Genomic DNA, 12,502 nt, shown 5'->3' with positions numbered 1-12,502 from the left:
GAAAGTAGGGGTGTAATAATTGGGCTGTAACGTATTTTGAAAAAGGTTCATTGAACTTTATTTTTTATTATTCTCTAATAGCCTGCATGCGTTCAGCCATAAAAGGATATCTGCTATGTCAATAATCGGTTTTAAAACTACCCTGCATTCCACGTTAATTGCCTTTCTGCTCTCCATTGTTTTCCAAAGTACTGCCCTGCAGGCACATAGCGACAATAAAGAGCTCTTAAACCAAATCATCAATGGCGACCATCGCGACCCTAACAATAAAGCTCGTGACGCTGCCAGGCACCCATTGGAAACCCTCATGTTCTTCGGCGTCACCCCGGAAATGACAGTGGTTGAAATTTCTCCCGGCGGCAGCGGTTGGTATATGGAATTGCTCGCGCCCTATCTGCGAGATCATGGTAAATACTATGCCGCAAGCTACGATCAAAGCTCGAAAACTGATTACGTGGTACGTAACTTGGTCGCTTTTAACAAAAAAATTAAGGCACGCCCAGATGTCTACGATCGAATTAACGTTACGGAATTTTCACCACCGACAAAAGTTGCTATAGCCCCTGCCGGCAGTGCAGATATGGTGCTGACATTTCGCAATGTACATAATTGGGTCGGTAGTGGCTCCGCCGATGCGGCCTTCACTGCTTTCTATACTACCTTAAAACCAGGTGGTATTTTGGGTGTGGTAGAGCACCGCGCCAGTAACGATCAACCTCAGGACCCCAAAGCGCAAAGTGGTTATGTGCGTGAAGACTATGTGATTGCTTTGGCAGAAAAAGCTGGCTTTAAACTGATTGGACGATCCGAAATAAATGCCAATCCTAAAGATACCAAGGATTATAAAAAAGGCGTGTGGTCGCTTCCTCCTTCGCTGCGAGCCGGTGACGGCAACGAGCAGAAATATCGGGATATTGGTGAGAGTGATCGCATGACATTAGTCTTCATGAAACCCTGATTATCTATGAGCGATATTTGGTGTCAGTGTTAAAACTCTGAATGTCAACGGCAAAAGCACGGCAGTGCTTGCGTCTAAATGGCTGGATTTTGCACTGCCTCCAAATGTCCTTGGATCGACTCCTCCGCTTCGACAAGTTATTCATCATAACAATTGCTCAGCCTTGCACTCCCACTATTACGATAACTCAGTTCTCGTAGCAAAGAACCTAACGCAATTGGTTTTACTATTCGATGATATTAGCGATTTTTATGCCTTTCCCTGTCTAACCAGCGAACTTTTAGACAGCGTTTGTATCTATAATCGCTTCAATACTGGACGAAACTTTCTGGTTAGATAAAATCACCACTTTTCAAAAGGCTACCCTCTCAACAAATGGATACGAAATTAGCATTTCAACAATTAAAACAGGGCTTATCGCAGCAAATCATCGGACAGGAGCATTTGGTTGACCGCTTGCTGATCGCACTACTAGCCGATGGCCATTTGCTGGTGGAAGGTGCGCCAGGTTTGGCCAAAACCCGTGCCATCAAATGTTTATCCGAAGGTATAGAGGCGGATTTTCACCGCATTCAATTCACCCCGGACCTGCTACCCTCTGATATCACCGGTACAGAGATTTTTCGTCCTGAAGACGGTAGTTTTAATTTTCAACAGGGCCCTATTTTCCATAATCTGGTATTAGCGGATGAAATTAACCGGGCCCCAGCCAAGGTGCAGTCGGCTTTACTTGAGGCCATGGCAGAACGCCAGGTGAGTGTTGGCCGGGTAACTTACCCTTTACCTGAATTATTTATGGTGATGGCTACCCAAAACCCGATTGAACAAGAAGGCACCTACCCTTTGCCAGAAGCACAGCTCGACCGTTTCTTAATGCATGTAACTATCGATTATCCGGATATAGAGACAGAGCGCCGGATCTTAAAATTAGTCAGAGGCGAAGCCTTGGCGCAAGCCATCACAGGAAGTACAACCGTACTCTCCCAGGAAAGCGTTTTTAGCGCGCGCAAAGAAGTGTTGTCGATCCATATGTCCGAGACGGTTGAGGAGTATATTGTGCAGCTGGTGATGGCAACGCGCGAGGCGCAGGCCTATAACCCGGAGTTGGCGAATTGGATCGAATATGGCGCCAGTCCACGCGCCACCATTTCCCTGGATCGCTGTGCACGAGCCCATGCCTGGTTGCAGGGTAAGGATTTTGTGACGCCTGATGACGTACAAGCCATTGTTCACGATGTGATTCGGCATCGCATTATTCTCAGCTTTGAAGCTGAAGCTAATGGCTATCGCAAAGACAGCATTATTGACTCGTTATTAGATTCAGTTCCCGCGCCTTAAGTTATGACACCTGAAGCAGCACTGCATAACGCTTCCGATGAAGACAGCAATGTCTATGCGACGTTAGAGAATCTGCTGCGCTGCCGGTTAATGGCGAGAGATTTAAAACTATCAAAGCAACGTAAAATTCTCAGCTTGCAGGCGGGCATGCATTCCTCAACGTTTAGGGGTCGGGGTATCGATTTTGCCGAAGTGCGCGCCTACCAGGCCGGTGACGATATTCGCACTATCGATTGGCGCGTTACCGCTCGTACCGGGCGCCCCCATACCAAGCTCTATACCGAGGAACGCGAACGTCCGGCACTGGTAATTGTGGATCAGAGCCAATCAATGTTTTTTGGCAGCCACGTTGCCTTCAAATCTGTTGTTGCTGCACGCGCCGCAGCCCTACTCGCTTGGTCCGCCCTAGCACGCGGTGATCGGATTGGCGGTATTGTTTTTGCCGATGCCCAACACCGTGATATTAGGCCTAGGCGCAGTTATCATACGGTGTTGCAGCTGACAGAAACACTCCTTGAATACAACCATGCGCTAAACCTAAAAAATACACCCAAGGTTAGTTATACTCTCGCGGACAGCTTGCAGCAGGCACGTCGGATACTTAAGCCTGGCAGCGAGTTATTTGTCATTAGTGACTTTGCTGATTTTGATGAACCTTCCCGAAGTCATCTCTATCAGCTCTCAAAACATAACGATGTCGTCTGTGTATTGATCTACGACCGCTTAGAGGAACAACTGCCTCCACCAGGTACCTACGCTATTAGTGATGGAGCTCAGCGCGCGCAAATTAATCTACACGACGAGCAGGTCAGAGCAACCTATGCACAAATTTTTGGAGGGAAAATCAACCTGCTTCAAAGCCGGTTAGATCAGCTCAAAATACCTTTAGTCAAACTACGCACAGACCAAGACCTATTAACCGGCCTGATGTCGGGGTTAGGTATTAGGGAGCCTTTGAACAAGCCATGAATCCGACGGATCCACTTGCGCAGCTCAGAGAGATACATCTGCCGGCACCAGTCTCCTTTTGGCCTCCCGCGATAGGTTGGTGGATACTGGCTATTTTTGTGCTGTTTTGCTTAATTGCTCTGGCCTATTTCATACACCGCCAAGTCATAAAAAAACAGTATCGTCGACTTGCACGCAAAGAGTTAAACCGTATTTACTTAGAGTATCAAAGCCAAAAGAATACAATAGAGTATTCAAAAAAAATCAATAGGTTATTAAAACAAGTTTCGGTAGTTTGTTATGGTAAAAATTCAGTGGCGCGCTTAACCGATTCTGCCTGGTTGGCGTTTTTGGATGAGCGTGGAAATACACAAGCGTTTTCCCAAGGAGTAGGCAAAGTGTTGATTTCCGCCCCTTATAGCCAAGAGCTGTCGTTTAGCGATAGGGATGCGAACGAGCTCCAGCAATGTGTTGCTCAATGGATAAGGAAGCACCAATGATTGAGTTAGCCTGGCCATTAGCATTATTGCTGCTGCCCTTACCGCTACTGGTTTATTATCTACTGCCAGCAGCGCGAAGGGATGATGCCGCTTTGCGCGTACCCTTTTACCAACAGCTGGCCAGTCTTGCAAACGGATATTCCCCAACAAACAAGGGTATTAAGCGGGCCTTCAATATTGTACATATTTTGCTTCTAAGCGCCTGGGTTGCCTTAATTATTGCGGCGGCAAGACCAGAGTGGATTGGTGACCCCGTCAGTTTACCGACCAGCGGTCGCGATCTAATGATAGCTGTGGATATATCGGGCAGCATGAAGCGCGAAGATTTAACTCTCAACAATAAGCCAGTGACGCGCTTAGACGTAGTTAAAGAAGTTTTAGGAGATTTTATTGCGCAGCGCAAAGGTGATCGTCTCGGGCTGATATTGTTTGGCACGCAGGCCTATTTGCAAGCACCCCTCACCTTTGACCGGCACGCAGTTGAAACCCTCCTAAACGAATCTCAGATCGGTTTTGCCGGTGAACAAACCGCCATAGGCGATGCCATTGGGCTGGCCACCAAGCGGCTTCGTAACCGCCCTGAAACCAACCGGTTACTGATTTTGCTTACTGACGGTGCGAACACAGCGGGTCAAATCACACCAGAAAAAGCCACTGAAATTGCCCTCTCTGAACAGGTAAAAATACATACTATCGGCGTCGGTGCCAGTGAAATGGAGGTATCGAGTCCCTTCGGTGGATTATTTGGCCGTAGAACGATGAACCCCTCAGCAGATTTAGATGAGGCTATGTTGCAACATATTGCTAAGCAAACTGGTGGCCAGTATTTTCGTGCTCACAACACGCAGGAACTGCAGCAGATATACGCCCTATTGGATCAAATCGAACCTATTGAACAAGAAGCCGAAACATTTAACCCAGTGCGCTCTCTATTTATCTGGCCCTTATCCCTGTTTCTGCTGTTAAGTCTGGTTATTAGCCTGATTAAATTTTACCCTCTTGTGAAACACAAATTAGGGAAACCCTCATCAGAGGGGGTGCTCGATGTCTGATTTTATTGTAGAACTATCCCAGTTCCACTTTCTACGACCGTATTGGCTGCTATTGCTACTGCTGGTTCCGGTCATCTATCACTGGTCAAAACATTATCACGAGCAAAGCTCCAGTTGGGCGCAGGCAATCGATCGGCACCTGTTAGGCTACCTGCTCGAACAACAAAGCGTGAAAAGCAGCCGGTTACCCTTCTATCTCGTTATTATTAGCCTTTTGTTGACGGCCATTGCTCTGGCAGGGCCCGTGTGGAAAAAAATTCCGCAGCCTGTACACAAGAAAGAAGACGCGCTGGTGATTCTGCTGGATTTATCACTCTCCATGCAGTCTAACGATATTCCACCCTCACGGTTGATAAAAGCACAGCACAAGTTAATCGACATCCTGGATCAAAGAGATCAGGGCCAAACGGCATTGGTTGTCTATGCCGGTGATGCCCATATCGTTGCGCCGCTCACCGACGATACCCACACCATCAAGGCCATGGTGCCAGCGCTTTCGCCCCTGCTCATGCCAGCCCTTGGCAGCCGCCCTGACCTTGCTCTCAAGCTCGCGCAACAATTGCTAAAAGATGGTGGCATTAACGAGGGGCGTATTCTTTTGATCACCGACGGCATCAGCAGTGAAGACGCCAATGAGCTATCCGATATATTAAAGACACATCATTTGAGTGTGTTGGCGGTAGGCACCCCAGAGGGTGGGCCAATTCCCATACCCGAACAGGGGTTTTTGAAGCAGGGCCAGGAAATCGTAATTGCAAAAATGGAGTTGGAACCCATGCAAGAACTCGCCAGAATGACGGGCGCCCGCCTTGCTCAGCTGCAAATCGATGATAGCGATATCCATTATCTGCTGAAGAATGAAATCCTTAACCTTAATGCCACCTCCCGTCAGGTCGAGCGAGAATTCGATCAGTGGCAAGAAATGGGGCCCTGGTTACTGTTACTGCTCGCGCCGCTGGCAGCACTATCCTTTCGGCGCGGCTGGCTATTATCTATAGGTCTTATCTTTTTGATTGACCCCTCCCCCGCCTTTGCCTTTGGCTGGAATGATCTCTGGCAAACACGCGATCAACAGGGAGCCGCCGCATTACACGAAGGTGACGCAAAACGCGCTGCTGAATTATTTGATTCCAAGGCCTGGAAAGCAAGCGCTGCCTACCAAGCGGGAGATTATCAAAACGCTGCTAAAAATTTTGCCACGCAAGATACTGCCAACGGCCATTACAACCGCGGCAACGCACTGGCAAAAGCGGGTCAGTTAAAAGAGGCGATTGCGGCGTATGAACAGGCGTTAGAAAAAGCACCGCAACATGAAGACGCCCGGTTCAATAAAAAGCTGGTGGAACAATTGATACAACAACAGCAGCAAAACCAGGAGAATGGGCAAAATTCTGAAGATGATCAACAAAACCCGCAGGATCAAGCAGCTAATGATCAGCAACAGGGAGCTCAAAACTCCCCGCAGCAGTCTGACCAAGATCCGCCAAACTCAAGCCAACCTCCAGAACAGCAAAATGCTGAGTCAGGCGAAGACACTCAAAACTCAACACAGCAAGCTGATTCATCTAGCCCAAACGATACTGAATCAACACGAGAAAATACAGAGAACTCCGCTAAACAAAGCCAAACGGAAAAGCAACCCGAAAGCGCACAAACTGAACAACCAGAGGCCGAAGCGGATAAAACCGCAATGATGCAAGCTGACGCCCAATCCGATGAGCAACACCAAGCGATGGAACAATGGCTGCGCCGAATACCGGAAGATCCCGGTGGCTTGTTGCGTCGTAAATTTAATTATCAGTACCAGCAACGTCAGCTGGAAAATCAATTTCAACCGCCACAGGAAAATCAACCTATATGGTAGTACAGGCTCGCTCGCTACTAACTCAACCCCAGCTCAGAGGGTTTATATGTTTGCTAACGCTGGTGGCGGCATTTTTGGCACCCTTAGCACAGGCAAAAATTACGGCATCGGTGGATAGAAATACCATTTCGGAGCAGGATATTATCAGCCTCACCTTACGTTCCGATAGCGGCTCTATTCCAGACAACCTTGACTTAAGTGCATTGGAGCGGGATTTTGAAATTCTTAACCGTCAGCAGAAAAGCGAAATCAGCTTTATTAATGGCCAACGTAGTGCTAATTACGACCTTATTTTTGTGATAGCCCCCAAGCGGGCTGGTAAGCTTACTGTGCCTTCGTTCCTGGTCGATGGAGAAACAACCACCCCTATTCAAGTAAGAGTAACGCCGGGGGCAACGGACCCGCGTGCGGCCAAGAGTGAAGTTTTTCTCGATAGCGCAGTCAGCAAACAGGAAGTTTATGTACAGGAGCGCTTTCTCTACCGCTTAAAGGTCTACCATTCGGTCGGCTTGGACAATGCGAATATTACCCCAATCGATATTGAAAATGCGCTCGTTAAACAAATTGGCGGACAACAAAAATATGAAACCATTATTGATGGGGTGAGATATTCCGTGATCGAAATCAAATACTCGGTGGCACCGCAAAGTAGCGGGCGGCTGATTATTCCCGAGCAGGTTTTGACGGCAACCGCACTGACTTTACACGGCAGTATTTTTCGCTCCGATAATCGTAGAATTCGTAGTAAGTCACCCACTCAAATCATCAATGTACTCCCTAAACCGGCCAACTATCCTGCTGATCAACCCTGGTTGCCGACGGAACAACTTACTCTGGAAGATTCCTGGGCGGACAGAAGCATTAAACTCCATCTTGGCGCCCCCCAAACCCGTACTATCAGTATTAAGGCGATAGGATTAGACTCCGCACAATTGCCTAGCTTCGAATACCCAGAAAGCGAAGGTTTAAAAATTTATCCTGACCAACCGGTATTAAACGATCAAGAAACCAGTACGGGGGTTAATGGCGAACGCAGCCTGTCAGCTGCCTTGGTACCCAACCGGGAAGGGCCGGTTGAACTACCGGGTTTTGCTGTTACTTGGTGGAACACTAAACTGAACCGCCTGGAAACGAGTCGGATTCCTGCAACCACAATGTCAGTCCTTCCGGCAAAACAGCCGAGCAGCAACAACCTTTTGCCTCCGCTTACCATCGATGACACGCAGAGATCATCCGAAGCCCGACAAGCCATTTCTTCTCCCAATCCAATTTGGCCATGGATCAGCGCCCTCTTCGCACTACTCTGGATAGTGACTCTATGGCTATGGTGGCAAGCACGCAAAACTCAACCCAAGATCAGCTCGAATAAAGCGGAAGACAATTATAGAAACCGGATTGAATCACGATACCAAGCTCATAAAGCACTACAAAAGGCTGTCAAAGCGCATGATCCGGCGGCGGCTCGCCCTGCGCTGATAGCCTGGTTTAACGCCGTCTTTCCTGACCGTTCTATTAATAATTTGGATGAGATTCGTCAGCTCAATTGCCACCCGGAATTAAACCCTTTGGTGTTGGAACTGGAAAACCGTCTTTACGGTAAATCTGCTGATGCGGCAAGCTGGCAAGGTGAAGCTCTGCTGCCCCTGTTAGAGCAAATTCGTCGTGCCCAGAAACGGCAAACAGTAGCGCCCAAAGAATCGGTATTAAAGCCGCTCTATCCGCTTTAATACGGTTTGATAGCGGTATCTTCCTTCTCATCTTTAAAGCTGAAAGCGAACTTTACCAAAGCTCCTGTTGGGCATTAAGTCAGCTAGGTGCTTTAACCAGTGACAGCATATTCTTTTTGACGCTTTTACAGAGCTCATGCAATTTTCGAAACTGAGCATTATTCTTCAGGTAGAGATTTAAGGGTTGTAGCGGTAAGCCTGCGTAAAAACCAGGCTTAGTAATGTCTTTGGTGACTCCAGCGCGGTGAAGCAATACCGTATCACTACAAACATTAACGTGATCAATAATGCCTGTTTGCCCACTCGCCATGACCCTGTCCCCCAGTTTGCTGGTGCCCGCAATACAGAACATAGAGGTTAACAGGCAGTTCTCGCCAATCTGTACATTATGGGCGAAATGACAGAGGTTGTCGGTTTTAGTGCCAGCACCGATACGTGTCGTTTTATAAGTCGCTCGGTCTATACAATTATTTGCACCAATACGAACCGCTGTTTCAATCACTACATTTCCGGTGTGGGGAATGCGATAGCTTTTACGGTTTTCGTCCTGTGCGAAGCCAAAACCCTCAGAGCCAACAATCGTACCCGCACCGATATCCACAGCATTTTCAATGACACAATTGTAACCAATCACCGCATTGGAGTGGATGATGCAATCATCGCCGATCTGCGCGCCTTCTTCGATGACAACACCCGCTAGAATGCGAGTGCGCTTACCGATAACCACTTTCTGCCCGATAGTAACGTTAGGTGAAATAAAGGTATCTTCGCCAATGACTGCGGATTGGTGAATAATTGCAGAGGGATGTATCTTGCCCCATTGTTCGTTGATGAAGTCGCGGTCAGAATAGGCTTGTTTTATGACGGCGTGTGCAAGCAATACATTTTTAGCGATGAGGACACCAACGCCTTTTTTAGATAAGAAATCACAAGCTAATGCTTCTGTTGTAATAACGCAGAGAGCTGCGCTATGTAATGCGGGTTCAACAAATTCCTTCGAAGCGACAAAAACCAAATCACCCGCGACTGCGCCCTCAATAGAAAAAATCCTTTGGATTTCCGCATCAACACCAAGTTGATCCGTGATTAATTCTGGAAAAGCCTGCTGAATACTCGACAGTTTCATTGCCAGCGTCATATTAGATTCTCACTATATTGGTTTAAGGAACCTTTGCCACGCTCCTCAATTGGGTTCATAAACGATCAAATGACGCAATCTCCGCTACTGCAGCGTAGAAACTTATGGATAATCGACTTTGTACAAATATACGCGATTGATTGCTTTTTCGCATTAGCTTTATAGTTGGAATTCACTATACAAACTCCTGCGTTGATTAGATTTGTAATTTAAGCGAGTATGGCGTTTTACTATTTTGATACCATTCCGATTTCGACACTTTGATGATAAGGAAACGCAAGAGAACGCTTTCGCAAAATATCTATGAATAGTTCCATTCAAACCATTCCTTTGATTAACCTCGCTATTTCATTTGCACCGGTATTAATTGCGCTATTAATTCTTGTTAAATGGTCGCTCAATGCTGTTAACGCCTTGTACGGTGTTGTCAGAATGCTAGCTCAACTACTCTTGATCGGTTATTTTTTAGCCTTCATCTTCGAATCCGATAGTGCGCTATTCATCCTCGTCATTCTGGCCGTTATGGTATTCGCCTCCAGTTGGATCGCGCTGGGTACCGTAAAGACTCGTCAGCGTGGCTTATACACCCGAGCTTTTGCATCAATCATGCTCGGCGGTGGGTTGACTTTAGCCCTAATAACTCAGGCGGTCCTCAACCTCGACCCCTGGTATCGGCCCCAATATATGATCCCTCTGGCAGGTATGATTTTTGCGAACTCCATGAACAGCGTCAGCCTCGCCGCAGAGAGGTTTTATGCTGAACTAGCGCGCAATGTCCCCTATCAAGAGGCCCGTAACATTGCCTTCCAAGCCTCATTAATTCCAGTGGTTAACTCTCTGTTTGCAGTCGGTTTAGTTTCCCTGCCCGGCATGATGACCGGACAGATTCTTTCCGGGGTATCGCCATTGATCGCCGTGCGCTATCAAATTGTGGTGATGTGCATGATTTTTGGATCGTCGGCCGTCACTACCGCTTGTTTTCTTATCTGGATCAAACCACTTTACGACAAATATCAGGTACAGCAATAACCATGCTCAGCATCACCGTTCTTAATTTAAAGCTACTTTATATCTTCATCTGGCTTAGCGGCGGCCTAGTGCTGTTAGCAAAAAGTTATGCGCTATTCACTGCCGCCAGTAAAATTCAACCTGATACTCTGAACATAAGCGTTGCCGTTGCGGCAGGTTTGCTCATTGGATTACTGAAAATTATTTTTATTTTCAGTAATAGCTGCCGACGTAATCTCAACCGAATTGAGACTCTGACTCAACCAAAAGTTTGGCAGGTTTTAAGACCAGGATTTATGCTATTTTTAATTTTGATGATTATTTTGGGAAGTACTGCTTCGCACTTCGCCTTAGGAAAATATGTTTGGCTAGTTACCATCGGTATCGTCGATCTTTCTTTGGCTGTTGGGCTCTTAGGCAGTAGCTATGTGTTTTGGCAGAATAAAGTCTTCAAATAGAAACAACCCTAATTACTCCTTTAGTTGATATCCCGCTGCTATGATCCAATCTACCAAACCCAGCACTCACCAAGCCATGCAGCAGATGATCAATGATGCCAGAGCAGCTATTCCATTCGACCTCACTGAAGCAGAACTTTGTTCTGGTATATGCCACGGCTGCTCAAAAAAATTGTTGAATTTTCTGGAAATGGAACTGCAAAGCTGGGAGTACCGACTCAATCAAGGTGAAATCCCTACTTTTGGCGATCTGCAGCGTCTCGCCAAAACCAGCCGGAAGATCTTTACTGCTTTATCTAAAAGTGGACTAATTGAAAGCCGCCCTTAGCGCTTTGGATCATGACATTGCGCACAGCTACGCAGCGGCCCCGCTTTTTCTCCTTTGTGTCTTTCCTCTAGATGACAATCGCGACAGAAATCATGAAACATTTCCTCCATATGCAGGTTAATGTCGGGGCTGTACTTATGACATGAATAGCAAGTGCCACTACCGGTATCATCCGTAAAGTTGTGATGACATTTTGCGCAAGCAACTTCTTTGTGGTCCATGTGTTTAAAAATGACAGGCAGCATTGGCTGCTGCCGGATGGCGGCCGGACGATAACCTAACGCGAAATAGCCAAGTAAGACAGCAGCAACAAACAAACCGACAAAACCTAGCAGAGTTAACTTACTCATTTGCCGTTAAAACACCTGTTAGCAAAACCAACAAAAGAGACGCAATTAACATCACAAGTGATATGCCAAAGCTTAGCATTACCGAAGCCGAGGTATTCCCTCTCTCTCGTGGCATCTCCTTTGAACCATAATATTTAGGCTGTTTTCTATTTATCCCGTAGTGAACCAGTACAGAGCACCCGGTCAGAATAAGCAGTAACTGTTTCCAAAGACTATTGATGTAATATCGACTGCCTAAGAGATGGATAAACAGGAATAGAATAACACCCAGCGAAATGAGTAAATGGCGCTGACGAAAGATGCGGTAATCAGGCCAAATTTCTTTACGTAGATTCGGTAGGGAGGAAAATACCAGCGCCAAGAGTAAAATTGCAGCCACTAAGCCAGACAACATATACCAAGGTGCTGTTGGTTTCAGGTGTTCTATTAAAAGTGGTTCGTCAATCAACAAGACGCCAATGTGGATAGCCGTAAAAATTAACGCCAAATAACCCAGATCACGGTGCAAGTTGATAAAAAACCGACCGTTAAAAGCTGGAACTGGCTGAGGTTGACCCCGATAGAGAAAAAGTAAAATTAACAATGCAGCGGCAAGATAACCGACTGCATTGGCCCAGTCCCAAAGAAAAGTTGCCGTCGGCAGAGGCGCTATTCCCCAGAGCAGAATTAAGGGCGCCGCGAGATAAAGGCAAAGGCGCAAAAACAGGTGGTTAATCGAGCTTTCGGCTACCCTGCTGCGCCGCGTGAAAAGGTTTGTTCTCAATGGTAACCTGGGCTGATGCACATCATTACTCGATGCCGCCAAGCAGGTATTCTATTACGACTGGGATACC

13 protein-coding genes are annotated in these 12,502 nt (G+C 46.9%); 10 read left to right on the top strand and 3 right to left on the bottom strand.

Going from position 1 to position 12,502, the window contains the following annotated elements:
- Positions 1-175: 175 nt before the first annotated feature.
- The 7 genes from H6995_07020 (at position 176) to H6995_06990 (ending at position 8,387) form a co-directional block, all read left to right on the top strand.
- On the top strand, positions 176-958 hold the full coding sequence (locus tag H6995_07020; GenBank protein ID MCP5214740.1) for a class I SAM-dependent methyltransferase: 783 nt from the start codon (positions 176-178) through the stop codon (positions 956-958).
- Positions 959-1,333: 375 nt separating this feature from the next.
- Complete coding sequence (locus H6995_07015; protein MCP5214739.1) at positions 1,334-2,296, top strand: MoxR family ATPase; 963 nt, start codon at positions 1,334-1,336, stop codon at positions 2,294-2,296.
- Between the two features lie 3 nt (positions 2,297-2,299).
- Entirely contained in the window at positions 2,300-3,265 is a 966-nt protein-coding gene (locus H6995_07010) for a DUF58 domain-containing protein (GenBank protein MCP5214738.1), read from the top strand.
- Positions 3,262-3,744 (top strand): DUF4381 domain-containing protein, encoded by a 483-nt coding sequence (locus tag H6995_07005; GenBank protein ID MCP5214737.1) that lies wholly within the window; start codon positions 3,262-3,264, stop codon positions 3,742-3,744. Before H6995_07010 ends, H6995_07005 begins: the two co-directional genes overlap by 4 nt.
- Positions 3,741-4,796 (top strand): VWA domain-containing protein, encoded by a 1,056-nt coding sequence (locus H6995_07000; GenBank protein ID MCP5214736.1) that lies wholly within the window; start codon positions 3,741-3,743, stop codon positions 4,794-4,796. The genes H6995_07005 and H6995_07000 overlap by 4 nt, the downstream gene beginning before the upstream one ends.
- Positions 4,789-6,660, top strand: a complete 1,872-nt coding sequence (locus H6995_06995; GenBank protein MCP5214735.1) for a VWA domain-containing protein — start codon at positions 4,789-4,791, stop codon at positions 6,658-6,660. The genes H6995_07000 and H6995_06995 overlap by 8 nt, the downstream gene beginning before the upstream one ends.
- Complete coding sequence (locus H6995_06990; protein ID MCP5214734.1) at positions 6,654-8,387, top strand: protein BatD; 1,734 nt, start codon at positions 6,654-6,656, stop codon at positions 8,385-8,387. Before H6995_06995 ends, H6995_06990 begins: the two co-directional genes overlap by 7 nt.
- A 79-nt stretch (positions 8,388-8,466) precedes the next feature.
- Here H6995_06990 and lpxD read toward each other — a convergent pair whose 3' ends face one another.
- Positions 8,467-9,525: a UDP-3-O-(3-hydroxymyristoyl)glucosamine N-acyltransferase gene (gene lpxD / locus H6995_06985; GenBank protein MCP5214733.1), complete on the bottom strand. Its 1,059-nt coding sequence runs from the start codon at positions 9,523-9,525 to the stop codon at positions 8,467-8,469.
- Positions 9,526-9,828: 303 nt separating this feature from the next.
- Here lpxD and H6995_06980 point away from each other — a divergent pair, with 303 nt between their 5' ends.
- The 3 genes from H6995_06980 to H6995_06970 are packed head-to-tail and all read left to right on the top strand — an operon-like array spanning position 9,829 to position 11,319.
- Positions 9,829-10,554 carry an ABC transporter permease gene (locus H6995_06980; protein MCP5214732.1) on the top strand — a complete coding sequence of 242 codons (726 nt, stop codon included), beginning with the start codon at positions 9,829-9,831 and terminating at the stop codon, positions 10,552-10,554.
- Between the two features lie 2 nt (positions 10,555-10,556).
- Entirely contained in the window at positions 10,557-10,991 is a 435-nt protein-coding gene (locus H6995_06975; GenBank protein ID MCP5214731.1) for a hypothetical protein, read from the top strand.
- Between the two features lie 40 nt (positions 10,992-11,031).
- Positions 11,032-11,319, top strand: a complete 288-nt coding sequence (locus H6995_06970) for a hypothetical protein (GenBank protein ID MCP5214730.1) — start codon at positions 11,032-11,034, stop codon at positions 11,317-11,319.
- Here H6995_06970 and H6995_06965 read toward each other — a convergent pair.
- Together H6995_06965 and H6995_06960 are read right to left on the bottom strand one after the other, a co-directional pair.
- On the bottom strand, positions 11,316-11,669 hold the full coding sequence (locus tag H6995_06965; protein ID MCP5214729.1) for a cytochrome c3 family protein: 354 nt from the start codon (positions 11,667-11,669) through the stop codon (positions 11,316-11,318). The two genes, H6995_06970 and H6995_06965, sit on opposite strands and share 4 nt — an antisense overlap.
- The gene (locus H6995_06960) at positions 11,662-12,432 is read right to left on the bottom strand and encodes a ferric reductase-like transmembrane domain-containing protein (protein MCP5214728.1); all 771 of its coding nucleotides are present in this window, start codon (positions 12,430-12,432) and stop codon (positions 11,662-11,664) included. The genes H6995_06965 and H6995_06960 overlap by 8 nt, the downstream gene beginning before the upstream one ends.
- Between the last annotated feature and the right edge of the window lie 70 nt (positions 12,433-12,502).

The organism is Pseudomonadales bacterium, assembly GCA_024234615.1.
In the GTDB taxonomy this organism is placed as follows: domain Bacteria; phylum Pseudomonadota; class Gammaproteobacteria; order Pseudomonadales; family IMCC2047; genus JAJFKB01.
This window is presented reverse-complemented; position numbering and strand designations above follow the sequence as displayed.

Bases quoted from the DNA above. Each gene is read 5' to 3' on its own strand.
- H6995_07015 (MCP5214739.1), top strand. From the start codon at position 1,334: ATGGATACGAAATTAGCATTTCAACAATTAAAACAGGGCTTATCGCAG.
- H6995_07010 (MCP5214738.1), top strand. From the start codon at position 2,300: ATGACACCTGAAGCAGCACTGCATAACGCTTCCGATGAAGACAGCAAT.
- H6995_07005 (MCP5214737.1), top strand. From the start codon at position 3,262: ATGAATCCGACGGATCCACTTGCGCAGCTCAGAGAGATACATCTGCCG.
- H6995_07000 (MCP5214736.1), top strand. From the start codon at position 3,741: ATGATTGAGTTAGCCTGGCCATTAGCATTATTGCTGCTGCCCTTACCG.
- H6995_06995 (MCP5214735.1), top strand. From the start codon at position 4,789: ATGTCTGATTTTATTGTAGAACTATCCCAGTTCCACTTTCTACGACCG.
- H6995_06990 (MCP5214734.1), top strand. From the start codon at position 6,654: ATGGTAGTACAGGCTCGCTCGCTACTAACTCAACCCCAGCTCAGAGGG.
- lpxD (MCP5214733.1), bottom strand. From the start codon at position 9,525: ATGACGCTGGCAATGAAACTGTCGAGTATTCAGCAGGCTTTTCCAGAA.
- H6995_06980 (MCP5214732.1), top strand. From the start codon at position 9,829: ATGAATAGTTCCATTCAAACCATTCCTTTGATTAACCTCGCTATTTCA.
- H6995_06975 (MCP5214731.1), top strand. From the start codon at position 10,557: ATGCTCAGCATCACCGTTCTTAATTTAAAGCTACTTTATATCTTCATC.
- H6995_06970 (MCP5214730.1), top strand. From the start codon at position 11,032: ATGATCCAATCTACCAAACCCAGCACTCACCAAGCCATGCAGCAGATG.
- H6995_06965 (MCP5214729.1), bottom strand. From the start codon at position 11,669: ATGAGTAAGTTAACTCTGCTAGGTTTTGTCGGTTTGTTTGTTGCTGCT.